The sequence below is a fragment of the Rhizobium skierniewicense genome (assembly GCF_014196515.1).
GTDB lineage: Bacteria > Pseudomonadota > Alphaproteobacteria > Rhizobiales > Rhizobiaceae > Agrobacterium > Agrobacterium skierniewicense.
Window position 1 is genome coordinate 36,672 of sequence record NZ_JACIDV010000013.1, and the last position, 24,173, is coordinate 60,844.

The following is a 24,173-nucleotide window of genomic DNA, read 5'->3' on the forward strand; positions in this document are numbered from 1 at the left end:
AAGAAACTTGAAATAAGCGGTGACAGAATGAGTTCTCAGGAAACGGGCAACACGAAAAACACCAACGCCAACGCGGATCTGGAAGAACAGGCGCTTTTCTATCACCGCTATCCGCGTCCCGGAAAACTGGAAATCCAGGCGTCCAAACCGCTCGGCAACCAACGCGATCTGGCACTTGCCTATTCGCCCGGCGTTGCTGCGCCTTGTCTTGCCATTCACGAAAATCCTGAAATGGCTGCCGAATATACCGCGCGCGCCAATCTGGTCGCCGTGATTTCCAATGGCACCGCAGTTTTGGGCCTCGGCAATATCGGCCCTCTCGCCTCCAAGCCAGTCATGGAAGGCAAAGCGGTTCTGTTCAAGAAATTTGCAGGCATCGACGTCTTCGATATCGAAATCGACGCACCTGGTATCACCGACATGGTCTCGACCATTTCGGCGCTGGAGCCGACCTTTGGCGGCATCAACCTTGAAGACATCAAGGCGCCCGAATGTTTCGAAGTGGAGCGTCAGCTTCGCGAAAAAATGAACATCCCGGTATTTCATGATGACCAGCACGGTACCGCCATCATCGTCGCTGCGGCGGTCACCAACGCACTGGAACTGGCAGGCAAAACAATCGGTGATGTCAAGATCGTTGCATCCGGTGCGGGTGCGGCGGCCCTCGCCTGCCTCAACCTGTTGGTGGTGCTGGGTGCAAAACGCGAAAACATCTGGGTTCACGATATCGAGGGCCTCGTCTACGAAGGACGAAACAGCCTGATGGACGAGTGGAAAGAGGTCTATGCGCAAAAGACCGACAAGCGCGTTCTCAATGAAACCATCGATGGCGCCGATGTTTTCCTCGGTCTTTCCGCGGCAGGTGTCCTGAAGCCGGAGCTTCTGGCCCGCATGGCGGAAAAGCCGCTCATTCTGGCGCTGGCCAATCCCAACCCGGAAATCATGCCGGAACTGGCCCGCACCGCGCGCCCGGACGCCATGATCTGCACCGGCCGCTCGGATTTTCCGAATCAGGTCAACAACGTTCTCTGCTTCCCTTACATCTTCAGAGGTGCACTGGATTGCGGCGCGACAACCATCAACGAAGAAATGAAGATGGCAGCCGTCCACGCGATTGCCGAACTGGCGCGCGAGGAAGTCTCGGAGGTCGCAGCGAAGGCCTATAGTGACGAAACGCCGATCTTTGGCCCCAACTACCTCATCCCGTCGCCGTTCGATCCGCGCCTGATCCTGCGCATTGCGCCAGCCGTTGCGCGTGCCGCTGCCGCAAGCGGTGTGGCTGCGCGCCCCATAACGGATTTCGACGCCTACCTCGACCAGCTCAACCGTTTCGTCTGGCGCTCGGGCTTCATCATGAAACCCATCTTCAATCTGGCGAAGACGGCAGAAAAGAAGCGCATCATCTTTGCTGAAGGCGAAGACGAACGCGTGCTGCGCGCCGCCCAGGTCTTGTTGGAGGAAGGCACAGGCGTGCCGATCCTCATCGGCCGTCCGCAGATCATCGAAACACGCCTCAAGCGCTTCGGTCTTCGCATTCGCCCGCACGCGGATTTTGCGGTGGTCAACCCTGAAGACGATCCGCGCTACCGCGAGTATGTTGATGACTACTTCGCTCTGGTCGGTCGCGCCGGCATCAACCCGGAAGCGGCGCGCACCATCGTTCGCACAAACAGCACCGTCATCGGCGCTCTCTCGGTCAAGCGTGGCGAAGCAGATGCACTGATCTGTGGTCTGGAAGGCCGCTTCGATCGTCACCTGCGCGACGTCAACCAGATTATCGGCAAACGCGAGGGCGCACACACATTCGGCGGTCTCAGCTTGCTCATTACCCAGCAGGGCGCAATCTTCCTCACGGACACCTTCGTCAATTACGATCCCACGTCTGAAGACATCGCGGAACTGGCAATCCTGGCGTCCAGGGAAATCAAGCGTTTTGGAATAACACCGAAGATCGCTCTCGTCAGCCACTCGAATTTCGGCTCGCGCGATTCCGAAAGCGCGCGCAAGATGCGCCGCGCCCTTCAGCTGGTGCGCGACACCGCGCCGGAACTGGAAATCGATGGTGAAATGCAGGGCGGCTCGGCGCTGTCGGAAATCCTGCGCAAGCGGGCCATGCCCAATAGTGCTCTGTCGGGGGAAGCGAACCTGCTGGTTTTCCCGAACCTCGATTCGGCCAACATCACCCTCGGCGTCGTGCGCACCATGACCGAGGGTCTGCATGTCGGCCCTATCCTGCTCGGTTCAGCCATGCCCGTCCACATTCTGTCACCAACGGTGACATCGCGTGGTGTGGTCAACATGGCGGCCCTTGCAACAGTTCAGGCTTCACACCCTTCTGTGTAAGTCCGGGTTAACGCAATTTTGAACTGGTTGTTGCCGCTTTGCGGCCCAGCCTTATGTTATCCTGAACGCATATTCGTGGTTTGCATTCGGCTGACGACGATCAACAGGGTATGGCACGCATGTTTACGGGCCGGAAACGGACAGACCATTGATCTCGCGCCGAGGCCGATTGATCGGCACCCTTTCAGCGGTTCTGTTCGCCGTTCCCCTGTACGCGCAGACTAACGACGTCTGCGGTGATCTGCGGGCTGAGTTGAATCAACCCACGCGCATCATGGGAAATACGGCGGAAGTGCGCCGTTATGCAAGCGCGCTGGCCCAGCAGAACATCATCATTCGCCGGATCCGGAACGATATGCGTGGCTATGGCTGCTCCTCTGGCAGCGTGATTGTCTATGGAAATCCGAACGCGCAGCTCTGCGGCGAAATCGGCGATGCGCTGGCGCAGGCTGAAGCTGAACGCGCCATGATTGCAGAAGACCGCGATCGTATGCTGGCCGCACGGCAGGCAGACAACGCCCAAAATAGTCGCCAAAACATCCTGGCCGCTCTCGAAGAAAATGGCTGCTTCGACGAGCAGCCACCGTCCCTGGCCTCGACCGACCCCTCGCAAGACCCCGATATGCGTGGCTCCGGTGATCCGTTCAATCAACCCGATAATTCGGATTACGCCCCCTCGCCGGACATGCCCATGCAAGGTGGCCTGAGAACGCTCTGTGTGCGAACCTGTGACGGCGCGTTCTTCCCGATTTCATCGGATGCGACACCACTGGATTTCCGCGATCAGGCGGCGCAATGTCAGCGCATGTGCCCAGGCACGCAGACGGAATTGTTCTACCACGCGCTGGAGGGCCAGGAGAGTTCGGACATGGTTTCGGCCAAGACCGGCCAGCCCTATGCGTCCATGCCGACGGCCTTTGCCTACCGCAACAACCCCAGTTCAAGCCGCGCACCGTCCTGCAGCTGCAATATGGCAGCCTATCAGGACCAGATGAAAAAGCAGGACGAACAGGCGAAAGCCCCGCAATCCACTGCCTTGCAGAATGGCTCCAGCAGCATCACCACCATCACGTCACCGAAGAGTGACGCCACGACCAAACCCGCTGACAGCAAGACAGACCTCAAGGTCGAGGCGGCACCCGTGCCAGAGCGGGATTATGACCCATCAAAGAACAAGGTTCGCATGGTGGGTCCACAATTCCTGCCCGAGGAGCAAAGCCGCATCGACCTGAAAAACCCCGCACTGGAGGGTGCACAGCCTCAGCAGCAATAGGAGCCCTTCACGTTGCTCCCCAGCGGTCCCGAAACACCAGTTCGTCCAGCGGCAGGCGCTGGCGCCAGCCTTTCACCGCCAGTTCCGGCTCGCCATAGAGCGTCTCGACATGACCGACGCACAGCCATGCGACGATTTCGATGTGCGGCGGTATATCAAGGATGTCGCGGATATCATCGTCGTGGAAGATACTCACCCATCCCACACCAACGCCCTCCGCGCGCGCCGCCAGCCACAGGTTCTGAATAGCGCAAACTGTAGAATACACATCCATGCGCGGATTGTGTGTTCGACCAAGGACGACATCTCCTCCACGCGTCGGATCGCAGGTCACGCAGATCGACAGCGGCGCCTTGCGTATACCTTCCAGCTTCAGGTTGCGGTAAAGCGCCCGCTGCTCTTCCCCGAACATGTCAGAGGCTTCTGCATTGGCACGCGAAAAGGCCTCCCACACGCGCTGCTTCACCTTCCCGTCCGTGACAAGTGTGAAATTCCATGGCTGCATGAACCCGACTGACGGCGCGGCATGTGCAGCTTTCAACAAATTGCCGATCAACTCGTCCGAAAGAGGCTCTGGCAGAAACTGGTCACGCACATCGCGTCGCGTTTCGATGGCGCGGTAGACGGCTTGCTTGTCGGCATCGGAAAATTCCTCAGCTGACACGAGCGCGTGGTCGAAGTCGTCCTGTTGCATCGTCAATCCCCAACAATGCTAGGGTCAGCCGAAAACACGGCTCACCTTCAAAACCTGCCGCTGTCCATGCGGTTCGGTCTATCGCATCAGGCCGGTCTTCTGACTCGGGTTCAACCGCATGTCACCGCCTTCCCGATCATCTCAGTGGCACATGGTCACACGCGTCCCCCTTACAGCGTTGGGCACGTCGCGGATTTTCACCGCATTCCCGATTCTCCTGCCCAAAGGCAAGCACCTGATCGGTGGGTTATGGCTGGCGTCACCCACTAATGCAATCCTCATTTCAAAGCGTGACAGGAACCCAGATACCGCCTGTGCATTCTAGCCTTCATATGATGGAGGAAGCATGATGAATGACGACACGCAACTGCGCGAGAAAATTGGCCAGGATCTCGACACACTTCACAGCAACGAAAGTCCAAAATCCATTTTCGAAATCGCAAATGATTACCTGCTGGGAAATCCAGACCTGAAACGCCTGACGGTCGAGGACATCATCAAGGAAGAAGCCGACAAGCGCGGTATTGAAATCCATTGATTTCAGCAGATATAGTGAGGATGCAACTGATCCGGGTGGCCCTATCGCCGTGAACATAACCATCGCAATCTGTCTACTGGTTGTCGCAATGGTTGTGGCCGCAATGGCATTCGCGTCCCGCCACCGTGATAAGGTCATCGTCAAGATCGCATCCACTGCATTGCCGACGGACGATAATGCGACCTCGCTTGACCGTCACTGGACGGACATAAGCTGTGGACGCGAGGAGCCGAACGCGCTGTCACTCGTGCAATCCAATCTCGGTGCCTTCGCGGCCCGCGTCGGATCTGCACGCGCGGCTGGCCGAAGCCTCGATCTTATGTACTACATGTGGAACGCGGATCTTACCGGCCAGTTGATGATGCGGGAGATCATAGCAGCTGCTGATCGCGGCGTGCGCGTGCGCCTGCTTCTGGATGATCTAGGCGTGTCCATTCCGGACCGTGCCTTTCATGCCATCGACAGCCATCCCAACATCGAACTGCGTCTGTTCAACCCCACCAAAGCGCGGGAAAACGTGTTCCGCCGTGGGTTGGAAATGGTTCTGCGGTTTCGCAGCGTCAACCGGAGAATGCACAACAAGGCATGGATTGCCGATGGCAGGGTCTTGATCGTCGGCGGGCGCAATATCGGAGACGCCTACTTCGATGCAGCGGAACAGGCGAATTTTAGGGATTTCGATGTCATAGCCCATGGCAAATGCTTAGTACAGGCTGAAGAAATCTTCGATGACTACTGGAACAGCGCCGTTGCCGTCCCGGTCAGGTCGCTGCTCGCAAGGCGCCCCAATAAACTTGCCAAACTCCGTCGCAGGATGGACGCGCTGGCGGCCGGAAGCGCGGCACGACCCTATCTAGATCGGGTGGAAAGCCAGCACAATTCCGGCAACTTCCTCAATTCCGACAAGCTGCATTGGGTGGAAACCGTGCAAGTCGTTGCCGATCCGCCGGAGAAAGCGGCCGGCAAGCGCCGTCATGGCCATAACTACCTGATGGAAACGCTGCTGCCCATCATGGACGAAACGACGACCAAGCTGCGGATTACCTCGCCTTACTTCATTCCCGGCCTCAAGGGCGTCGAAACCCTGTCCCGCTTGTCGGCAAATGGCGTTTCGGTTTGCGTCTTGACGAACTCACTCGCGGCAACCGATGTCGCTGCTGTCCACGCCGGATATTCGCGCTACAGACGCCCGCTCCTTATAAACGGCATCAAAATCCATGAGTTGCGCGCGCTTGCCGACCAGAACTCGTCATTTTCCCTTCGCGGTTCAGGCCAGGCCAGCCTGCACACCAAAGCGTTCACGCGTGATGGCGAGATGGGGTTCATCGGATCCCTGAACTTCGACCCACGCTCGATGTCGCTGAACACCGAAATGGGCGTGCTGTTCACGTCGCCCCGGCTCGTCGAGGAAATGGACGCGATCTTCAAAGATGAAATCCGTCAGGAAATGAGCTTTGAGTTGACGCTCAACCAACGTCACAACGTCGTCTGGAATGGCGTCGTAAGAGGCAGGCCGCAACACTATACCAGCGAGCCCTACGCAAGCCTGAGCCGCCGAGCCATGGCCATCGTAATGGGTATATTGCCGCTCGAATCCCAGCTGTGACAAAAAACATCAAATGAGAATGATCCAATCGGGCGCTCACGCATTTTAGAGAGAGTTAAAATTCAGGAGACCTCGATGTTCATCGCGCCGCCAGAGCCGAAAACCAGCCGTAAAATCGCAGAGATGTATGAAAACGCCAGGGATACCCACGGCTATCTGCCGAACATGTATCAGGCGTTTGGGCATCGTCCAGAGGTGATGGAAAGCTGGAGCGCGCTTCTGGTCAGCCTGCGCGGCAATATCGAGCCGAGACGATACGAACTGGTGACGCTGGCTGCTGCCCGGGAACTACGCTCATCCTACTGTATGCTGGCTCACGGGGCCGTTCTGGCCAGAGAAGGTGTCTCCGGCAGCGAGCTGGAAGCAATCATTGATGGTGGCGACGACGCGCCCCTCGATGAACAGGAACGGGCCATCATGGTTTTTGCGACCAAAGTTGTACGCGATGCAACCTCGATCACCCAAGACGATATCGACATGCTGAAAACACATGCTCTGACTGACGCTGAAATATTCGACATCGTCGCAGCCGCCGCCGCGCGTTGCTTCTTTTCGAAGACGCTCGATGCGCTGGGAACGTCGCCAGACCAAGCCTATGTCGACAGGCTTGGTCCGCAACTCTCGGAAAAACTCGCCATGGGCAGACCGATAGAGCAGGACGCCTGAGCGCCCCACATTTTCTCCGTCAGGCGGCGGCTTTCGCGTTCAGCGTTCTCGCGGACTTGATCTGCACGAGCGTATCCAAGTTCTGGTTCACGCGGCAGTAGAACTCTTCATCGATGAACGGACGCAACATGAAGTCGTTTCCGCCAGCCTTCAGGAAACGCGCGGACAGAAGCCTGTTGGTTGACGAGGAGACGCCGATGATGCGCAACTCGTGCGAGCCGCGCATGGTGCGGATACGACGTGTGAGCTCGAAACCATCGATGTCGGGCATGTTGTAATCCGTGACCACCAAACCAATGTCAGGATTGTTCTTGAGAATCTCCAGCGCCTTCGCACCGCTTTCGGCGAGGCTGACACGGAAATTGTAGCGCTTCAGGCGGCTGGAAAGAAGAGCGCGCGCTGTCGGGCTATCGTCGACGATGAGGACGTGATGGCGATGGTTGGTGAGGAACCTGCAAACCGATTCGGTCAGCATATCGACCGCAAATACATTGTCCTTGAGGATGTAGTCGACAACTTCCTTGGTGATGAGTTTTTCGCGCGTGTCTTCATGAAAGGTGCTGGTGAAGACGATCGTCGGGATCGAGAGATCGACAAGATACTCTAGAGCCTCACCGTTTTCCGCACCGGGAAGATTGATGTTGGAGATTGCAAGGGTGACTTCCTCAGAAGAACGCTCGTAGCACTCCTGCAATTCCTCGAAGTTACGGCAAACCTCGACGCTCAATCCAAGTAATTCCTTGAGGCGTGCGCCGATCATCTGGGTAAAGACATTGGAATCCTCAGCAAGCAATATCCGTGTGTCGTGAAATGGCACGCCAGCATACTGCATGCCTGTAATTCCCAGAAAATTCATAATACCCCCAAAACTCTTATAGCCTTGGAATGCAATATAAATGCAGGTGTTTTAAGAACAATTAATTGCGGAATTGACGTTTGAGCTATGGTTACCTTTTGGCAAATGAGAAAATTTCGCTCACGCCCTCATCAGCTTGAGTGTTTTCATGACTTTTTCAAAGTCATAGGGCTTTGAGAAGAAGATGCTGCGATCTGGCAAATCTTCGTCATCCGGTCTGTAATGACCCGAGGTAAGAACTATTCCCAGGGGCACGATGCTGCGTCTCGCCCAATTGGCGAGAGCAACGCCGTCCATTTTTCCCGGCATATCCACGTCCGTGAAGAGAACCTTGATGTCTGGGCGGGCCTGCAGGATTTCGACAGCCTCATCCGAATCGCATGCCTCGATCGCATCGAAGCCAGCGTCTTCCACGAGATCCACCGCCATCATGCGAAGCAGCGGGTCATCTTCTACAACCAGCACAACGTGTCTGGCGATTGGATTTCTCTGTCCCATGGATCAAACCACCTGTTTTCATACACGAGTGTCGTGTTCCAAATTGAAACGATTACCCTTGGGTTGAATAACGCAGTGGCAGAGACACGGTTCCTTCGAAATGCGCGGAATGACCCGGAATTGCGGGCTTTTGTCACCGGCAGCGCATGTGATGCCGATCTATTTTAGTGCTAATATCCTTTACACAGAACGGGTTAGTCCACCGTCTACACGCAGGTTCTGGCCGGTTATATATCCCGCGCCATCGGACGCTAGAAATGCGACAGTCGCCGCTATTTCCTCGCTTTTTCCATAGCGTTGCATCGGCACCATGTCCCGGCGCTCATCGTGCGCCGGGAGGCTATCGATCCACCCCGGCAGGACGTTATTCATGCGAACATTGTCAGCGGCGTAGGTATCCGAGAATATCTTGGTAAAGGCTGCGAGGCCCGCCCTGAAGACAGCCGACGTGGGAAACATGTCGCTGGGCTCGAACGCCCAGGCCGTCGATATGTTGATGATGGCTCCTGACTTTTGCTGCACCATTGTAGGCGCCACAAGGCGGGTCGGACGGATGACATTCATCAGGTAGACATCAAGGCCTGCATGCCATTGCTCGTCCGTAATATCGAGTATCGGCGCGCGGGGACCGTGTCCTGCACTGTTTACAAGGACATCGATGCGTCCAAACGTTTCGAGCGTCAGATCGATCAGTCGTTGTAGGTCGTCAGCGGATTGGTTCGAACCTGTAACACCAATGCCACCCAGTTCAACAGCCAGGGATTCACCCTTGCCTGACGATGAGAGGATCGCGACCTTGTAACCGTCATCCGCCAACCGCTTGGCAACAGCGGCCCCCATGCCACTGCCACCTGCCGTTATCACCGCCACTCTCTCGTGCGTCATCATACTCTCCCATTGTTATCGGGAAGAGCCTATCGTCATTTACTGATAAGTTCGAACCAAAATCACTTGTGACAGAGTTCAACAAAACTGCACGCGGTTCGAAAACCTATTTCAGCCAGCCCCCGATACGCCCGACGGCTTCCGCAATGTCCGACTCCGAACCCGCATAGGAAAAGCGCATGGCACGATGGCCCTCGACGGGATCGAAGTCGAGGCCAGGGGTAGCGGCGACATCGATTTCCGCCAACATCAGCTTTGCGAACTCCATACTGTCGTTTGAGTAGCGGCTGACATCGACATAGGCGTAGAACGCACCGTCCATCGGCGACACCAATGGCAGCCCAAGCTCCGGCAAACGGCTCAGAAGAAAGTCGCGGTTGGTGCGATAGCTTTCCTTATAGACATCGAGCTCTTCCTCGGCAGAAAAGGCAGCAGTCGCGGCGAGCTGTGAAAGCTCTGGTGCCGAGATATACATGCTCTGCGCCAGACATTCGATCGGACGGATCAGCGTTTCCGGCAGAACCATCCAGCCGATGCGCCATCCGGTCATGCAATAGTATTTCGAGAAGGAGTTGATAACCACGGCGTTATCGCTGATCTCGACGGCACTCGTCTCCTCCCCCACGAAAGTCAGTCCGTGATAGATTTCATCCGAGATGAACGTGATATTGCGGCTGTCACAATAGGTAATCAGCCGCTTCAGCGCCTCGCGTCCGGTCACGGTTCCTGTGGGATTTGCAGGACTTGCCAGAAGCACGCCTTTGAGCTTGCGCCCCGCTCTGGTTTCTGCCCGCTCGAGGCTCGCTGGTGTCAGCGTGTAGCCCGTCTCGGCGGTAACCGGGACTTCAACGACCGTCAGACCCAGTGCTTTGAGAATGTTGCGGTAGGCTGGATATCCAGGGCGCGCGATGGCGACCGCGTCCCCCACATCGAACAAGCCGAGAAATGCCAGATTGAAAGCCGCAGAAGATCCGGTTGTCACCGCAATGCGTGCGGGATCGATGATCGTTGCGTGGCGTAGCCTGTAACTCGTTGCGATGACCTCGCGCAATTCACGCAAACCCAAAGCATCGGTGTAGCCAATCCGTCCGTGCTTCAAAGCCGCCTCTGCCGCGTCTAGCGATGCCTTCGGCGCCGCATGGGATGGCTGGCCGACAGCCATGGAAATAACGGGGCGTCCCGCCTGCCTGCGTCTGTTCGCTTCCGCCAGAACATCCATGGCATGGAATGGCTCAACCGCGCTTCGCTTGGACAAGGTAATCAAAAATATGCTCTTTCCTGGTATGCCACTGAAAGATGTGCCGCATTATCCCGGCCTTCACAATGACAAGATCGCAACGGAGAAATTTAATTTGCGATATGCCATTTGAATTAAATTAAGGTAATGGCGTGAGGTAAGACATCACACCTGGCCACGACACGACGAGGACCCCATGGCACTTTCCATCAAATCCACAGCCCTTGCCTGCGTGACGGCCCTTTCGACGCTTTTCATCTCCCTGCCCGCGTACGCTCTCGATGATCAGCAGAAGAAAGAGTTCGGCGCGTTCATCAAGGAATACCTGATCGAGAACCCGGAAATCATGCTGGAGGTCCAGGATGCTCTTGAGCGCAAGCAGTACGAAACGCGCAACGCCAAGGCGGCCGATGCGGTTGGAGACAACCAGAAAGCCATCTTCGCGTCCAAATATGATCTGTCTATCGGCAACCCCAACGGCGATGTGACGCTGGTCGAGTTTTTCGATTACAATTGCGGCTATTGCAAACGCGCGATGGGGGACGTGGATACCATTCTCAAAACAGACAAGAACGTCCGCTTCGTCCTCAAGGAATTCCCCATTCTCGGACCCGAATCGGTGGAAGCCCACAAGGTATCGAACGCCATAAAGCTGATCGCACCGGCGAAATATCCCGAATTCCAGCGCACGCTGTTGGGAGGTTCCGGCCGTGCCAACGAAGCAAGCGCCATCGAAGTGGCTGAAGCGCTCGGCATAAAGGAAGCAGATATCCGTAAATCCATGGCTGAAAACTCCAACGATGCACAGGTGAAGGAAGCCTACCAGCTGGCGACAAGTCTCGGCATTACCGGAACCCCCTCCTACATTATCGGCAATGAGGCCGTGTTTGGCGCCGTCGGCGCCGTGCCACTCAAGGAAAAAATTGACAATATGCGCAGCTGCGGCAAAACGACGTGTTCTTAAATAACGCCCCAAACCGGTCATAAAGACCAGAAGATTAAGGACAACGGGTTGTTTGAGCGCTTCGGGGCTTTTCCTTCGTGGTCGTGCGGTCTATAGGTGGCGCTGATTTTTTGACGGAACGGCAAATGAGCAACACAATTTTCGTCCTCAACGGCCCAAATCTCAATATGTTGGGAAAACGGGAGCCCGGCATTTATGGCGGCAAGACGCTGAAGGACATCGAAGCCGACTGCGTGAAGGCTGGCGAAGAGTTGGGCTTTATCGTAGAGTGCCATCAGTCGAACCATGAAGGTGCTCTGGTGGACCTTTTACATGAGGCTGGCGAACGCACCGTTGGTGTCGTCATCAACCCCGGCGCCTATGCACACACGTCCATTGCGTTGCATGATGCGATACGCGCGATCTCTGTTCCTGTGCTGGAAGTCCACATTTCCAACATCCACGCACGCGAGGAATTCCGCCATAAATCGATGATAGCGCCCGCCGCAAAGGGAATGATTTGCGGCTTCGGGCCATATGGCTACATCATGGCGATCAACGCTTTGAAAAACATCACGGCATAAAGAAACAATCAGAAATAGGGTTTGTCATGTCTGAAAAGAAACACGGTATCGACAAAGAACTGATCCGCGACCTCGCGAACATTCTCAACGACACCGACCTTTCCGAGATCGAAGTCGAACAGGACGATCTGCGCATTCGTGTTTCGCGTGCAGCACCGGCCGCACCGATTTATGCGACCGCACCGCAATATGCCCCTGCCCCTGCCGCCGCGCCCGTTGCGGCTGCACCGGCCGTTGCACCTGGCACAGCAGCACCTGCAGCCCCCGCCCGCAACCCGGCCAACACCGTGACATCGCCGATGGTCGGTACCGTTTATCTCTCGTCGGCCCCCGGTGCGCGTCCGTTCATCGAAGTCGGCGCAACGGTCAAGGAAGGCCAAACGCTTCTGATCGTTGAAGCCATGAAGACCATGAACCAGATCCCGGCTACAAAATCCGGCAAGGTCACGGAAATCATCGTCAACGACTCGCAACCCGTAGAGTATGGTGAAGCCCTCGTGGTCATCGAATAAGGGCTGATGTCATGGTATCCAAGATCCTCATCGCCAATCGCGGCGAAATCGCCCTTCGCGTGCTGCGCGCCGCCAAGGAACTCGGCATTCCAACGGTAGCCGTGCATTCTACGGCCGATGCCGATGCCATGCATGTCCGCCTCGCAGACGAAAGTGTGTGCATCGGCCCGCCGCCTTCGCGTGACAGCTATCTCAACATCCACCAGATCGTTGCGGCCTGTGAAATCACGGGTGCAGATGCCGTTCACCCCGGCTACGGCTTCCTGTCTGAAAATGCCAAGTTTGCAGACATTCTCGACGCGCACGGCATCACGTTCATCGGACCCACTGCGGACCACATCCGCATCATGGGCGACAAAATTACCGCCAAGCAGACTGCACAGGAGCTCGGCATTCCCGTCGTTCCCGGTTCAGACGGCGAAGTGAAGCCTGAAAACGCGTTGGAAATCGCCCGCACGATCGGCTTCCCGGTTCTGATCAAGGCGACAGCTGGCGGTGGCGGACGCGGCATGAAGGTCGCGAAGGACGAGTCGGAAGTCGAGGAAGCCGTTTCGACAGCCCGCTCCGAAGCACTGGCCGCTTTCGGCAACGATGCCGTCTACATGGAAAAGTACCTCGGTAAGCCGCGCCATATCGAAGTACAGGTGTTTGGCGACGGTGAAGGCAAGGCCATTCACCTCGGTGAGCGCGATTGCTCCTTGCAGCGTCGCCATCAGAAGGTTCTGGAAGAAGCCAACTCACCAGCGCTCACCGTCGAGCAGCGCATGAAAATCGGCGAAATCTGCGCCGATGCCATGCGCAAGCTGAAGTATCGTGGTGCTGGAACCATCGAGTTCCTGTATGAAAATGGCGAGTTCTATTTCATCGAAATGAACACGCGCCTTCAGGTGGAACACCCGGTGACCGAAGCCATCACCGGCATGGACCTTGTGCAGGAGCAAATCCGCGTCGCCTCAGGCCAAGGCCTTTCGGTCACGCAGGATGAAGTAAAGTTCAATGGCCACGCCATCGAATGCCGTATCAACGCCGAAGACCCGCGCACCTTCGTGCCGTCTCCGGGGACGCTGACCTACTTCCACACGCCCGGCGGTCTTGGCGTACGCGTCGATTCGGGCGCCTACCAGGGTTACAAGATCCCGCCATATTACGACAGCATGATCGGCAAGCTGATCGTGCATGGTCGCAACCGCGATGAATGTATCCGTCGCTTGATCCGCGCACTGGACGAGTTCGTGGTTGACGGTATCAAGACAACCCTTCCGCTGTTTCAGGACCTTCTTCAGAACGAAGACATCTTGAAGGGCGACTACGACATTCACTGGCTGGAAAAATACCTGGCCGGCGACGCGAAGTAAGACATGGGGCGGCGCGGCAGAAATAACGATATTGACGTCGACATTCTGCTGCGCGCCTATTCTATCGGCCTGTTTCCCATGGCCGATTCGGCAGATGATCCGGAACTGTTCTGGGTCGAGCCGGAAATGCGCGGTATCATCCCGCTCGATGACTTCCATATCTCGAAAAGTCTGGCCAAAGCCATCCGTAAAAGTCCGTTCGATATCCGTTTCGACACCGATTTCGAAGGCGTGCTTGCGGGCTGTGCAGAGGAGGCCGACGATCGGCCCAGCACCTGGATCAACGCGACGATCCGCAAACTTTACACTGAGCTCCACGAGATCGGCCACGCCCACAGCGTCGAAGCGTGGGACGGTGACGAGCTTGTCGGCGGTCTCTACGGTGTTTCGCTGGGCTCAGCCTTCTTCGGCGAAAGCATGTTTTCCAGACGCACCAATGCCTCCAAAATTTGCCTTGTCACTCTGGTCGAGCACTTGCGCGAAAAGGGCTTCACTCTTCTTGATACTCAGTTCACAACCGAGCACCTGAAGACCTTTGGCGCGATTGACGTGCCAAAAGCGGAGTATGCGAAGATGCTCGAGCCTGCGGTCAATCGCCCAAGCGTTTCATTCTGATTCGTTGAATTTATTTGCTGGCCGATGCTGGCGCGGGAACGTCGGATTCCTGCTTGCAGCCGGTCAGCCATACGTCATAGATCGGGTGTTCTACAGCGTTCAGACCCGGGCTGTCCGCAAACATCCAGCCGGTGAAGATGCGCTTGATCTTACGGTCCAAAGTGATTTCATCGACCTCGATGAAGGCATCGATATTCTGCGCTTCGGTATCATCACGGGAATAGCAGACCTTCGGCGTCACCTGAAGCGCACCGAACTGCACCGTTTCGTTCAGGTACACGTCGAACGAAGTGATGCGGCCGGTGATCTTGTCGATACCGGAAAACACCGCGACTCGGTTTTCGATACGGGCAGCGGATGCAGGAGAGACGCTTGCAACAACCGGCAACAGCGCAAGCAGCGAAACAGCCAGTGCACGCAAAGACGTGTTTCGCGTGAAATTTCCCATGTCGAACCGTCTCCAGAAAGATTTTCCGCACCACGAGTGCGGCTTCAACGCCTAAAGGCGGAATGTGGCAAAAGCGGGTGACTTGCCACTCAACATGCAAGGCCGATTACGATGAAAGAGCTGGCACTCGTAGCTCGTTATCAGCTACCGGGCGTCCAGGCATCATAGTCACCCGTTACGCGTGGACGCTCGCCTGCGACAGCCAGAGAACCCTGTGGGCGATAGGCCTGAGATGTGCCGGTCAGGTTGGGCTGATGCGGCTTTTGCCATTCGCGGACCGTGTAGCTTTCCTGGCTTGGTGGCGTATCGGTTCGGTAATGCATCCAGCCGTGCCAGCCTGGAGGAATGGCAGACGCCTCTGCGTAACCATTATAGATGACCCAGCGCCGTGGCATGCCCCAGGATGTGGTTCCGCCCTCGTAATAGGTGTTGCCCAACTCGTCCTGTCCAACCTTCTTTCCGAAGCGCCATGTGTGAAAGCGCGTTCCGATGGTCTGGCCGTTCCACCAGGTGAAGATTTGCGTCAGGAGAGTCTTCATTATCCGTTCCTCGGGCTTGAGTGCACCGCAGCGATTTGATGTGCGCAGCACGGCACAAGCTTATGCCGCCCCGTGCGTCGATTGTCCAGTATTTCCCGTTTCGGTCTCTGCTATTTCAGTTTCATGCTGAACCCGAAATGCCGTTTATCGAACCCTAGCCGCTCGTAAAAGCGGTGCGCATCGAGGCGCATCATGTTCGATCCCAGCTCGATCGTTTTCACACCGCGCTGCGCAGCATCCTCGATACAATGACGGATCATGATAGCACCGATGCCGCGACCGCGCATATCAGCCCGAGTCTGAACCGCTTCGATTTTCATCGTCACAGCACCACGACCGACGAGCTTGGTCAATATCACGGTCTGAAACGTACCGACGACCTCTCCATCCAGTTCCGCCACATAAAGCGTCTCATTGGAAGACACCTCAATGGCGTGAAAGGCCGCCAGATAATCCGGGGTTGCAGCTTCTTCCACCGTGTCACCGTGGCCGCCCACATCATCAGCGGCAAACATCGCGACGAGATGAGGAAGATCCGTTTCTCGCGCAAAACGGATGATGAGATGGTCCAGCGCTCCGGTCATCGGGCCAGCGTCTTTTCCATGGCGATCCCTGGCAGACCCTCAACCCCGGCCATGCGCTCCACTCGATCAACCTCGACGAAACCCAGCCCTTCATAAAAGGCAATGGCAGCGATGTTTTTCGGCTCCACCTCGAGACGCATGATCTCCGCGTCGGGAAAACACGTCTCAAGCTCTGCGAAAATATCGCGCCCCACGCCTTGCCGCTGAAAATGCGGATCGACATAGAGCTGATGGAGCAAAGCCGTTTTCGACATCTTGGCCGACATGGCAGCGTAGCCCATGCCGCCAATCCGCTTTCCATCATCCGCCACCAGAAACTCACCACCCTTTTTCTGCACACGCTCTTTCATCGCTGCCGGAGAATGCCATTGGGTAATCAACTCACTGACCCGCGGCGCTCCATAGATCGCATCGAAGGTGGCATGCCATGTGCGGGCCAAAAGCGCCCTCACCGGCTCGATATCGCGTTCGCTGGCTGTGCGAATGAAGAACACCATGTTCACTCCATCTCAGAATGAAAAAGCCGGGAGGAACCCCGGCATTATCGATACTCGACGTCATCCTCGACTTACCCCAGGGATGACGGACAAAAGGGTTTGGGGCGTTCTCGTCTGCTCGATAAAATTGCCCAACAGGCGAGCCCTATTCCTCGATACCCAACTTTGCTTTCACGAGTTCCTGCACGGCCTGTGGATTTGCCTTGCCGCCGGTGGCCTTCATGACCTGACCGACGAACCAGCCAGCCAATGTCGGCTTTGCCTTGACCTTCTCAACCTGATCCGGGTTGGCAGCAATGATCTCGTCGACGGCCTTTTCAATGGCGCCTGTGTCCGTGACCTGCTTCATGCCCCTGGCATCGACAATCTGCGCCGGGTTGCCGCCCTCGTTCCAGACGATTTCGAACAGGTCTTTGGCGATCTTGCCGGAAATGGTGTTGGCCTTGATGAGATCAATGATGCCGCCGAGCTGATCGGCGGACACAGGTGTCTCTTCGATACCCTTACCGGACTTGTTCAAGGCACCCAGCAGGTCGTTGATAACCCAGTTTGCAGCAATCTTGCCATCGCGGCCTTCAGCGACCAGCTCGTAATAGTCAGCAATCGCCTTCTCCGAAACGAGGATCGACGCATCGTAGACGGAAAGGCCAAGCTCGTTGACGAAGCGCGCCTTCTTGTCGTCCGGCAATTCGGGCAGATCCCGGCTCATCTTCTCGATGAAGGCATCGTCGAATTCCAATGGCAGCAGATCAGGGTCCGGGAAGTAGCGATAGTCGTGCGCGTCCTCCTTGGAGCGCATGGAACGCGTCTCGCCCTTACCGGGATCGAACAGCCGTGTTTCCTGATCGATACTGCCGCCATCTTCCAGAATGGCGATCTGGCGACGGGCTTCATATTCGATGGCCTGACCGATGAAGCGGATCGAGTTGACGTTCTTGATCTCACAGCGTGTGCCGAACTCGTCGCCCGGCCTGCGAACGGACACGTTCACGTCGGCGCGCATGGAGCCTTCGTCCATGTTTCCATCGCAGGTACCAAGGTAGCGCACGATGGAGCGAAGCTTCGTCATGTAGGCTTTCGCCTCGTCAGACGAGCGCATGTCGGGCTTGGAAACGATTTCCATCAACGCCACGCCCGAACGGTTCAAATCGACGTAGGACATGGTCGGATGCTGGTCGTGCATCGACTTGCCCGCATCCTGTTCCAGATGCAGGCGCTCGATGCCGATTTCGATGTCTTCGAAGTTGCCCTGACGATCCGGCCCGAGCGAAATGATGATCTTGCCTTCGCCGACAATAGGGTCCTTGAACTGGGAAATCTGGTAACCCTGCGGTAGATCGGGGTAGAAATAGTTCTTACGGTCAAAGATCGAGCGCTTGTTGATTTGCGCCTTCAGGCCAAGCCCCGTGCGCACGGCCTGCGCCACGCATTCCTCGTTGATCACGGGCAACATGCCTGGCATGGCTGCATCCACGAGCGAAACATTGGAGTTCGGCGAATTGCCGAAGGTTGTGGAGGCACCGGAAAACAGCTTGGAATTGGAGAGGACTTGCGCATGAACCTCCATGCCGATGACGATTTCCCAATCGCCGGTCGCGCCGGGAATGAAGCGTTTCGGGTCTGGTGTGCGCACGTCTACAAGGGTCATATCAAGCTCTTAAGATACGGAATTTCTGTCTATGGTGAGGTAGAACAATTGCCACCGAGGCGCAAGGCTTGTCGCACTGAAGGCGGAGAGCGCCAGGATCGATTGGAGTTGAATACGGAACTTTTACAATTTTCAACTTCACTCACGATATGATGATCCTCGTCTCGGCCCTCGCGGCATATCTCGCCTTCAATATCATCGTCTTTCTGATTTATGGCTGGGACAAGAAAGCAGCCAGACGCGTTGAATGGCGCGTGCGTGAGAGCGTGTTGTTGTGGCTCGCATTTCTGGGCGGTAGCCTGGGCGCGGTTCTGGCGCAACAGCTGCTGCGTCATAAAACCCGCAAACAGCCCTTCCGAACCTATTTGATCTCGATCATCGTTCTGCAAGTCGTCCTGTGTGGCTCTCTTGTCATAATGCCCCATTGGCTCGAAGCGGCACTCAGCACCGTGAATCAAAATTCGAAGCCGTAACCGTCGATTTCCGTATCAAGAAGTTGCTTTTGCAGGCCCACAGACTGGACTTCGCGATCCAGCTTCGTGGAATAGGTCATTGACAGCCAACTGACGCGGTACCCATGTTTGCGAAAAAATGAAACTGCCTGATCGTTTTGTGCATGACTTTCCAGCTTCGCGACGGGCAGGCCACGAACCACGATTTGTCGCTCGACTTCGTCCAAAAGAACTGCGCCTACGCCTTGCCGCTGGTAGACTGGATCGACCCAGAAATCTGTAATCGTCTCGTCAAAATTTTCGCGCGCGGCCCAGCCAACCACAACATCGGCCGCCTGCGCCAAAGTGATGCAACGCCATGACGAATGCGAGAAATTCTCGAACGACGCTCGCGCATTGTCACGCAGGACGTCCGTTATGCCAATCGCCGATGCGGCGTTCGCCCACGCTCGCAGGCCAATGGCAGCAAGCACGGTCGCGTCCCCCTCCCGCGCTGGGCGAATACTGAGCAAAATGCGTCTCCATGTGTGATCCGACCATAAAACGCGATCCCATGAAAAAAGCCACCGCCTTTTGGCGATGGCCTCTTCTCAATCCAGACGATATCGCAGTGATCAGGTCCGTTCGATGCGGATGACCTGCGGCTCGTTGACCAGATATTTTTCGCTCTTGATGGCTTTGACCGCCTTGCGGATCGCATCTTCCATCGTCGCATGCGTGACGAGAATAATGGTCTGTGGCCCGCCCTCGGTGTGAACACGCGAATGCTGGACGATGGATTCCAGCGAGATATTGTTTTCCGCCATCCGCGTCGCGATGCTGGCGAAAACGCCAGCCTTGTCCTTCACCGTCAAGCGGATGAAATAACCGCCCTCGTGGCTCTTCATCTTGGCACGCCGATATTCGCTCAGCGATTTCGCCGGACGACCGAGCACCGGCACCTGCTGAACGCCCGGACGGCTCTTGGCAATGTCAGCGATGTCACCCAAGACAGCAGAGGCCGTGGCGTTGCCGCCTGCCCCCGGACCGACCATCAGCAACTCGCCCAGAATATCCGATTCGACGGCCACGGCATTTGTGACGCCATCGACTTGCGCAATAACGGAGTCCAGCGGCACCATGGTGGGATGGACGCGCTGCTCGATGCCGGATTCGGTCACATGCGCCACACCGAGAAGCTTGATGCGATACCCCAGGTCAGACGCCGCCTGAATATCTTCGATGGTGATGTTGGATATACCTTCGAGATAAATGTCATCGGCCGAAATCTTGGAGCCGAAGGCCAGCGTCGTCAGGATCGCAAGCTTGTGGGCGGTATCGTTGCCCTCAATGTCAAAGGCAGGATCGGCCTCGGCATATCCCAGCCGCTGCGCTTCCTTCAGGCAGGCCTCGAAAGACAGGCCTTCCTTCTCCATCTTGGTCAGGATGTAATTGCAGGTGCCGTTCATGATGCCGTAAATGCGCGACACATGGTTGCCGGTGAGCGATTCGCGCAAGGCCTTGATGATGGGAATGCCGCCAGCCACCGCGGCTTCAAAGTTGAGCAAAGCGCCCTTCTCTTCTGCCATCACGGCAAGCTCGACACCATGTTTGGCCAGCAATGCCTTGTTGGCCGTCACGACATGGATGCCGCGCGCCAAGGCTGCCCGAACGGCCTTCTCGGCAGCGCCCGAGGCGCCCCCGACCAATTCGACAAAAACATCGATCTCGGCTTTTTTTGCCATGTCTTCCGGCGTATCAAACCAGGTGATACCGGCGAGATCCAGACCGCGATCACGCGAACGATCGCGTGCGCTGACGGCGATAATCTCGATTGCGCGTCCACAGGTAATCGCAAGTTCCTTGCTTCTCTGCTGGAGGATGCGCACGAGCGAAGAGCCGACGGTGCCGAGTCCCGCTATGCCGATTCTCAATGAATCTGCCATTGGTCTGTTCCTGATTTGCTGACGTGGAGAGGTGGCCTGAACAGGCCACCCGGTTGGGTGCCCTTAACGATGGGCGTTGAGCGAAACGACGTTGTGCAACGTATCGTCCGCGCTCGACAGGAAGCGCTTCAAATTGCGCGCCGCCTGACGAATTCGATGCTCGTTTTCCACTAGCGCGAGGCGAACGTAGTCGTCGCCCATCTCGCCAAAACCGACGCCGGGAGCAACCGCGATATCGGCCTTCTCCACCAGGAGCTTGGAAAACTCCAGCGAGCCGAGGTGACGGAATTTTTCCGGAATTTTCGCCCATGCGAACATGGTCGCGGCTGGAGGTGGGACCTCGAAACCGGCCTTTCCGAACGTATCGACCATGACATCACGACGACGGCGATAGACGCTGCGCACTTCGGCGATGTCGGAACCATCCCCGTTCAGCGCATGGGTCGCCGCCACTTGGATCGGCGTGAAAGCGCCGTAGTCGAGGTAAGACTTGACGCGCGTCAAAGCCGAAATCAGACGTTCGTTGCCCACGGCAAAGCCCATCCGCCAGCCAGGCATGGAGAACGTCTTGGACATGGAGGTGAACTCAACAGCGACATCCATCGCGCCCGGCACTTCCAGCACCGATGGTGGCGGGTTCTTGTCGTCAAAGTAGATTTCGGAATAGGCCAAATCCGACAACACGATCAGATCATGCTTCTTGGCGAACGCGATGATGTCCTTGTAGAAATCCAGCGATGCGACATGCGCCGTCGGGTTTGATGGATAATTGATGATCAGCGCCAGCGGTTTTGGAATGGAGTGGCGCACGGCACGCTCCAGCGGGCCGAAGAAGGTTTCGTCCGGCTCGACATTCATCGAGCGGATAACGCCGCCAGCCATCAGGAAGCCGAAAGCATGGATCGGATAGGTCGGGTTCGGGCAGAGAATGACATCGCCGGGTGCGGTGATGGCCTGCGCCATGTTGGCGAAGCCTTCCTTCGAACCGAGCGTGGCAACGACCTGCGTGTCCGGGTTCAGCTTCACGCCAAAGCGGCGGGCGTAATAGCCTGCCTGCGCGCGGCGAAGGCCCGGAATGCCTTTGGACGACGAGTAACGGTGCGTGCGTGGGTCTTGAACGACCTCACAGAGCTTATCGACAATCGCCTTTGGCGTTGGAAGGTCGGGATTGCCCATGCCAAGGTCGATGATATCGGCTCCGCCCGCTCGCGCGCTCGCTTTCAAACGGTTGACCTGTTCGAACACGTATTGCGGCAAACGCTTGACCTTGTGAAACTCTTCCATCTCTTCCTCGTGGACATGAGCAGTACTAGCGGCTCATAAAAACATTCGTTGTTTGGTTTTAAATACGACCGGCATAAACCCATCGGACTCGCACCGTTTATTGTAACGCATGCCGCACAAAACACGAATTGCTTTGTTCGGCTGGCCAAAGGCAGTAAAATCAGTGCCAACTCGGCAAAACCTGCATAACGCGAGTTTTTTCTAAAATGCAAGGCAAGCTGATGCGTTTGACGGCGCGCCCTTCCAATCAGCCGCGTTCGCCCTGCACAATTGCAGACCGGATGACCGAAAGCACCCGGTCAGGCTCGATATCGGTGCAGATGAGTTGGCTCGGATGCCCGTCCCAGTCTCCGGGTGGAAAACCGACGCCATCCGGCTTCTGGATCGTTTGCCCATCGGCAATCCCCCCGCACGCCACACGCACTGCGCCGCTGCGTGTTTTAAACAACTCGGGGTTCGTCAGATACACACAGGCGCAACTGTCATGCACCACCATGCCGTCGCCAGTGCGCTGATTGTAGAATTCGATATAGAACTGCGACAGGTCGGACAGAAGCTGAACGGGCGCGCCACCTTCCTTTGCCATCTCATCCATGAATTTTGATGTCATCACGGTCCGCGTGGTGACATCGAGGCCAACGATGATTACCGGCCAAGGCGCGGTAAAAACAACGTCTGCCGCTTCAGGGTCGCCATGGATGTTGGCTTCGGCCGCGGGGCTGACATTCCCGTTGATATCGAATGCGCCGCCCATGACGATCACATTCTTGACCATTGCGGCAATCTCAGGGTCTTCGCGCAGCGCCAGCGCAAGGTTGGTCATGCGGCCAACGGCAATCAGCGTCACCTCACCCGGGTTCGCCCTGACGGTCTCTATGATAAAGTGATGGGCCGAACGTGGATCCAGCGGCAGATCGATTTTATCGGGAACGCCGATATTGCCGAGCCCGTCATCGCCATGAATGAAGGTCGGCCAGTGACCTTCCGGACGGGATGGGTCGAAGGTAACGCCTGCGCCTTTGGCCACAGGAGCCGCCATGCCCCATTGCTGCTTGAGGAACAATGCATTTCGAGTCGTAATGTCAAGCGGCGCGTTGCCAAACACAGTGGTGACGCCGATCAAATCGATACCCGGATGACGATGGAGAAACAGGAGCGCCATCGCGTCGTCTATGCCGGGGTCGGTGTCGAAAATTACCTTGTGCATGCCATGTCCTCAAATTGTAATGCAGGCGGAATCGCCCAAACAACGGCGAAGCAGCGCGCGCACCATAAACGCCCGCACAAAGGACGCAATGCCTCTCGAGTTGCGACGGAAACCATTGCAAAGGTTGCCATTCAGTGACACAGAGCCGTCATCCCATTCATCCCTTCGTGGAATGCTCCCTTGCACGACATCGCCCTTCAGCTTTTTCTTATCCTGTTTCTCGTCGCCATTTTTGCAGGTTTCGTTGATTCCATCGCAGGCGGTGGCGGGTTGATCGTTTTGCCCGCCATGCTGATTATGGGGATTCCACCGCTTGAAGCGCTGGGAACGAACAAACTACAAGCCCAATTCGGCTCAGCCTCAGCAACGATTGCCTATGCGCGGAAAGGCCATGTGGACCTCAAAAAACAGTTTCCGATGGCGTCTATGGCGTTTGTCGGCGGTATTCTCGGTGCCCTGACGGCCTCCTACGTGCCGCCGGATATCTTGCGCGCCATCATGCCGTTTCTCCTCATCGCCATCGCGATCTATTTCGCATTCAAGCCCAACCTCAGCGACATCGATAGCCATCGCCGGATCACGCCTCTTCTATTTGGGCTCACCGCTGTCCCGCTGGTCGGCTTTTATGATGGAATTTTCGGGCCGGGCGCCGGCTCGTTCTATATGCTGGCTTTTGTCTGGCTGGCCGGTTTTGGAATGTTGAAGGCCACGGCACATACCAAGCTTTTAAACTTGGGCTCGAACTTCGGCAGTTTCCTGATCTTCACGGTCAACGGCGCGATTATGTGGAAACTGGGCATCGTGATGGGCTTCGGCCAGTTCATTGGCGCCCAGCTTGGGTCGCGTCTGGCCATGAGCAACGGAGCGAAGGTTATCCGACCCCTTCTGGTGATTTCATGCATAGCCATGGCCGCGAAGCTGTTGATGGATGCCGGTGCAATCGCGTGGGTTCGCACGGCGCTATCAGGTTTGACGGCAGGCTGA

General features: G+C 56.6%; 26 protein-coding genes and 1 riboswitch. Of the genes, 12 read left to right on the top strand and 14 right to left on the bottom strand.

Annotated elements, in window-relative coordinates:
• Positions 1 to 27 precede the first annotated feature (27 nt).
• Together GGQ73_RS18565 and GGQ73_RS18570 are read left to right on the top strand one after the other, a co-directional pair.
• Entirely contained in the window at positions 28 to 2,343 is a 2,316-nt protein-coding gene (locus tag GGQ73_RS18565) for an NADP-dependent malic enzyme (RefSeq protein WP_174153144.1), read from the top strand.
• Between the two features lie 148 nt (positions 2,344 to 2,491).
• Complete coding sequence (locus GGQ73_RS18570; protein ID WP_183897380.1) at positions 2,492 to 3,616, top strand: DUF2865 domain-containing protein; 1,125 nt, start codon at positions 2,492 to 2,494, stop codon at positions 3,614 to 3,616.
• 7 nt (positions 3,617 to 3,623) lie between these two features.
• Here GGQ73_RS18570 and bluB read toward each other — a convergent pair whose 3' ends face one another.
• The gene (bluB, locus tag GGQ73_RS18575) at positions 3,624 to 4,310 is read right to left on the bottom strand and encodes a 5,6-dimethylbenzimidazole synthase (protein ID WP_183897381.1); all 687 of its coding nucleotides are present in this window, start codon (positions 4,308 to 4,310) and stop codon (positions 3,624 to 3,626) included.
• Between the two features lie 72 nt (positions 4,311 to 4,382).
• Positions 4,383 to 4,564: riboswitch (cobalamin riboswitch) on the bottom strand.
• A gap of 92 nt (positions 4,565 to 4,656) precedes the next feature.
• Between bluB and GGQ73_RS18580 the strand changes: the two genes are divergently transcribed.
• The 3 genes from GGQ73_RS18580 (at position 4,657) to GGQ73_RS18590 (ending at position 7,120) form a co-directional block, all read left to right on the top strand.
• On the top strand, positions 4,657 to 4,848 hold the full coding sequence (locus GGQ73_RS18580; protein ID WP_234911024.1) for a hypothetical protein: 192 nt from the start codon (positions 4,657 to 4,659) through the stop codon (positions 4,846 to 4,848).
• Between the two features lie 103 nt (positions 4,849 to 4,951).
• A complete protein-coding gene (locus GGQ73_RS18585; RefSeq protein ID WP_234911026.1) occupies positions 4,952 to 6,454 on the top strand; it encodes a phospholipase D family protein in 1,503 nt (500 codons plus the stop codon).
• 75 nt (positions 6,455 to 6,529) lie between these two features.
• On the top strand, positions 6,530 to 7,120 hold the full coding sequence (locus GGQ73_RS18590; RefSeq protein WP_183897382.1) for a carboxymuconolactone decarboxylase family protein: 591 nt from the start codon (positions 6,530 to 6,532) through the stop codon (positions 7,118 to 7,120).
• A gap of 19 nt (positions 7,121 to 7,139) precedes the next feature.
• On the opposite strand, the gene GGQ73_RS18595 is transcribed toward GGQ73_RS18590, so the two are convergent.
• The 4 genes from GGQ73_RS18595 to GGQ73_RS18610 form a co-directional block, all read right to left on the bottom strand.
• Entirely contained in the window at positions 7,140 to 7,976 is an 837-nt protein-coding gene (locus tag GGQ73_RS18595; RefSeq protein WP_183897383.1) for a response regulator, read from the bottom strand.
• A gap of 120 nt (positions 7,977 to 8,096) precedes the next feature.
• Complete coding sequence (locus tag GGQ73_RS18600; RefSeq protein WP_183897384.1) at positions 8,097 to 8,474, bottom strand: response regulator; 378 nt, start codon at positions 8,472 to 8,474, stop codon at positions 8,097 to 8,099.
• Positions 8,475 to 8,654: 180 nt separating this feature from the next.
• Positions 8,655 to 9,359, bottom strand: coding sequence for an SDR family oxidoreductase (locus tag GGQ73_RS18605; protein ID WP_183897385.1), 705 nt, complete (start codon positions 9,357 to 9,359; stop codon positions 8,655 to 8,657).
• 106 nt (positions 9,360 to 9,465) lie between these two features.
• Positions 9,466 to 10,623, bottom strand: a complete 1,158-nt coding sequence (locus GGQ73_RS18610; protein ID WP_183897386.1) for a pyridoxal phosphate-dependent aminotransferase — start codon at positions 10,621 to 10,623, stop codon at positions 9,466 to 9,468.
• Positions 10,624 to 10,792: 169 nt separating this feature from the next.
• Here GGQ73_RS18610 and GGQ73_RS18615 point away from each other — a divergent pair, with 169 nt between their 5' ends.
• From GGQ73_RS18615 to aat, 5 genes are all read left to right on the top strand, one after another.
• A complete protein-coding gene (locus GGQ73_RS18615) occupies positions 10,793 to 11,560 on the top strand; it encodes a DsbA family protein (RefSeq protein WP_183897387.1) in 768 nt (255 codons plus the stop codon).
• 125 nt (positions 11,561 to 11,685) lie between these two features.
• A complete protein-coding gene (gene aroQ, locus GGQ73_RS18620; protein ID WP_183897388.1) occupies positions 11,686 to 12,123 on the top strand; it encodes a type II 3-dehydroquinate dehydratase in 438 nt (145 codons plus the stop codon).
• 26 nt (positions 12,124 to 12,149) lie between these two features.
• Positions 12,150 to 12,635, top strand: coding sequence for an acetyl-CoA carboxylase biotin carboxyl carrier protein (accB, locus tag GGQ73_RS18625; RefSeq protein ID WP_183897389.1), 486 nt, complete (start codon positions 12,150 to 12,152; stop codon positions 12,633 to 12,635).
• Positions 12,636 to 12,646: 11 nt separating this feature from the next.
• Positions 12,647 to 13,990, top strand: coding sequence for an acetyl-CoA carboxylase biotin carboxylase subunit (gene accC / locus GGQ73_RS18630; RefSeq protein WP_174153133.1), 1,344 nt, complete (start codon positions 12,647 to 12,649; stop codon positions 13,988 to 13,990).
• Positions 13,991 to 13,993: 3 nt separating this feature from the next.
• The gene (gene aat, locus GGQ73_RS18635; RefSeq protein ID WP_183897390.1) at positions 13,994 to 14,605 is read left to right on the top strand and encodes a leucyl/phenylalanyl-tRNA--protein transferase; all 612 of its coding nucleotides are present in this window, start codon (positions 13,994 to 13,996) and stop codon (positions 14,603 to 14,605) included.
• Between the two features lie 10 nt (positions 14,606 to 14,615).
• Here the strand turns inward: aat and GGQ73_RS18640 are convergent, their stop codons facing one another.
• The 5 genes from GGQ73_RS18640 to gatB form a co-directional block, all read right to left on the bottom strand.
• Positions 14,616 to 15,053, bottom strand: a complete 438-nt coding sequence (locus GGQ73_RS18640) for a DUF2155 domain-containing protein (protein ID WP_183897391.1) — start codon at positions 15,051 to 15,053, stop codon at positions 14,616 to 14,618.
• A gap of 140 nt (positions 15,054 to 15,193) precedes the next feature.
• Entirely contained in the window at positions 15,194 to 15,592 is a 399-nt protein-coding gene (locus GGQ73_RS18645; RefSeq protein ID WP_183897392.1) for an NADH:ubiquinone oxidoreductase subunit NDUFA12, read from the bottom strand.
• 110 nt (positions 15,593 to 15,702) lie between these two features.
• Positions 15,703 to 16,176 carry a GNAT family N-acetyltransferase gene (locus GGQ73_RS18650; protein WP_183897393.1) on the bottom strand — a complete coding sequence of 158 codons (474 nt, stop codon included), beginning with the start codon at positions 16,174 to 16,176 and terminating at the stop codon, positions 15,703 to 15,705.
• Positions 16,173 to 16,670 (bottom strand): GNAT family N-acetyltransferase, encoded by a 498-nt coding sequence (locus GGQ73_RS18655; RefSeq protein WP_183897453.1) that lies wholly within the window; start codon positions 16,668 to 16,670, stop codon positions 16,173 to 16,175. The genes GGQ73_RS18650 and GGQ73_RS18655 overlap by 4 nt, the downstream gene beginning before the upstream one ends.
• Before the next feature lie 148 nt (positions 16,671 to 16,818).
• Complete coding sequence (gene gatB, locus GGQ73_RS18660) at positions 16,819 to 18,321, bottom strand: Asp-tRNA(Asn)/Glu-tRNA(Gln) amidotransferase subunit GatB (RefSeq protein ID WP_183897394.1); 1,503 nt, start codon at positions 18,319 to 18,321, stop codon at positions 16,819 to 16,821.
• A 152-nt stretch (positions 18,322 to 18,473) separates the two neighbouring features.
• On the opposite strand from gatB, the gene GGQ73_RS18665 reads away from it, so the two are divergent.
• Positions 18,474 to 18,794, top strand: a complete 321-nt coding sequence (locus tag GGQ73_RS18665) for a DUF1294 domain-containing protein (RefSeq protein WP_412762994.1) — start codon at positions 18,474 to 18,476, stop codon at positions 18,792 to 18,794.
• Here the strand turns inward: GGQ73_RS18665 and GGQ73_RS18670 are convergent.
• The 4 genes from GGQ73_RS18670 to GGQ73_RS18685 all read right to left on the bottom strand — a co-directional run bounded on the left by GGQ73_RS18670 (position 18,776) and on the right by GGQ73_RS18685 (position 23,189).
• A complete protein-coding gene (locus GGQ73_RS18670) occupies positions 18,776 to 19,285 on the bottom strand; it encodes a GNAT family N-acetyltransferase (RefSeq protein WP_183897396.1) in 510 nt (169 codons plus the stop codon). The genes GGQ73_RS18665 and GGQ73_RS18670 overlap by 19 nt on opposite strands.
• A 102-nt stretch (positions 19,286 to 19,387) precedes the next feature.
• Positions 19,388 to 20,698 carry a homoserine dehydrogenase gene (locus GGQ73_RS18675; RefSeq protein WP_183897397.1) on the bottom strand — a complete coding sequence of 437 codons (1,311 nt, stop codon included), beginning with the start codon at positions 20,696 to 20,698 and terminating at the stop codon, positions 19,388 to 19,390.
• Positions 20,699 to 20,761: 63 nt separating this feature from the next.
• Entirely contained in the window at positions 20,762 to 21,982 is a 1,221-nt protein-coding gene (locus GGQ73_RS18680; protein ID WP_174153124.1) for an LL-diaminopimelate aminotransferase, read from the bottom strand.
• 247 nt (positions 21,983 to 22,229) lie between these two features.
• Positions 22,230 to 23,189 carry a nucleoside hydrolase gene (locus GGQ73_RS18685; RefSeq protein ID WP_183897398.1) on the bottom strand — a complete coding sequence of 320 codons (960 nt, stop codon included), beginning with the start codon at positions 23,187 to 23,189 and terminating at the stop codon, positions 22,230 to 22,232.
• Positions 23,190 to 23,369: 180 nt separating this feature from the next.
• On the opposite strand from GGQ73_RS18685, the gene GGQ73_RS18690 reads away from it, so the two are divergent.
• A complete protein-coding gene (locus GGQ73_RS18690; RefSeq protein WP_183897399.1) occupies positions 23,370 to 24,173 on the top strand; it encodes a TSUP family transporter in 804 nt (267 codons plus the stop codon).

Bases quoted from the DNA above. Each gene is read 5' to 3' on its own strand.
- GGQ73_RS18565 (WP_174153144.1), top strand. From the start codon at position 28: ATGAGTTCTCAGGAAACGGGCAACACGAAAAACACCAACGCCAACGCG.
- bluB (WP_183897381.1), bottom strand. From the start codon at position 4,310: ATGCAACAGGACGACTTCGACCACGCGCTCGTGTCAGCTGAGGAATTT.
- GGQ73_RS18580 (WP_234911024.1), top strand. From the start codon at position 4,657: ATGATGAATGACGACACGCAACTGCGCGAGAAAATTGGCCAGGATCTC.
- GGQ73_RS18585 (WP_234911026.1), top strand. From the start codon at position 4,952: ATGGCATTCGCGTCCCGCCACCGTGATAAGGTCATCGTCAAGATCGCA.
- GGQ73_RS18590 (WP_183897382.1), top strand. From the start codon at position 6,530: ATGTTCATCGCGCCGCCAGAGCCGAAAACCAGCCGTAAAATCGCAGAG.
- GGQ73_RS18595 (WP_183897383.1), bottom strand. From the start codon at position 7,976: ATGAATTTTCTGGGAATTACAGGCATGCAGTATGCTGGCGTGCCATTT.
- GGQ73_RS18600 (WP_183897384.1), bottom strand. From the start codon at position 8,474: ATGGGACAGAGAAATCCAATCGCCAGACACGTTGTGCTGGTTGTAGAA.
- GGQ73_RS18605 (WP_183897385.1), bottom strand. From the start codon at position 9,359: ATGACGCACGAGAGAGTGGCGGTGATAACGGCAGGTGGCAGTGGCATG.
- GGQ73_RS18615 (WP_183897387.1), top strand. From the start codon at position 10,793: ATGGCACTTTCCATCAAATCCACAGCCCTTGCCTGCGTGACGGCCCTT.
- aroQ (WP_183897388.1), top strand. From the start codon at position 11,686: ATGAGCAACACAATTTTCGTCCTCAACGGCCCAAATCTCAATATGTTG.
- accB (WP_183897389.1), top strand. From the start codon at position 12,150: ATGTCTGAAAAGAAACACGGTATCGACAAAGAACTGATCCGCGACCTC.
- accC (WP_174153133.1), top strand. From the start codon at position 12,647: ATGGTATCCAAGATCCTCATCGCCAATCGCGGCGAAATCGCCCTTCGC.
- aat (WP_183897390.1), top strand. From the start codon at position 13,994: ATGGGGCGGCGCGGCAGAAATAACGATATTGACGTCGACATTCTGCTG.
- GGQ73_RS18640 (WP_183897391.1), bottom strand. From the start codon at position 15,053: ATGGGAAATTTCACGCGAAACACGTCTTTGCGTGCACTGGCTGTTTCG.
- GGQ73_RS18645 (WP_183897392.1), bottom strand. From the start codon at position 15,592: ATGAAGACTCTCCTGACGCAAATCTTCACCTGGTGGAACGGCCAGACC.
- GGQ73_RS18650 (WP_183897393.1), bottom strand. From the start codon at position 16,176: ATGACCGGAGCGCTGGACCATCTCATCATCCGTTTTGCGCGAGAAACG.
- gatB (WP_183897394.1), bottom strand. From the start codon at position 18,321: ATGACCCTTGTAGACGTGCGCACACCAGACCCGAAACGCTTCATTCCC.
- GGQ73_RS18665 (WP_412762994.1), top strand. From the start codon at position 18,474: ATGATCCTCGTCTCGGCCCTCGCGGCATATCTCGCCTTCAATATCATC.
- GGQ73_RS18675 (WP_183897397.1), bottom strand. From the start codon at position 20,698: ATGGCAGATTCATTGAGAATCGGCATAGCGGGACTCGGCACCGTCGGC.
- GGQ73_RS18680 (WP_174153124.1), bottom strand. From the start codon at position 21,982: ATGGAAGAGTTTCACAAGGTCAAGCGTTTGCCGCAATACGTGTTCGAA.
- GGQ73_RS18685 (WP_183897398.1), bottom strand. From the start codon at position 23,189: ATGCACAAGGTAATTTTCGACACCGACCCCGGCATAGACGACGCGATG.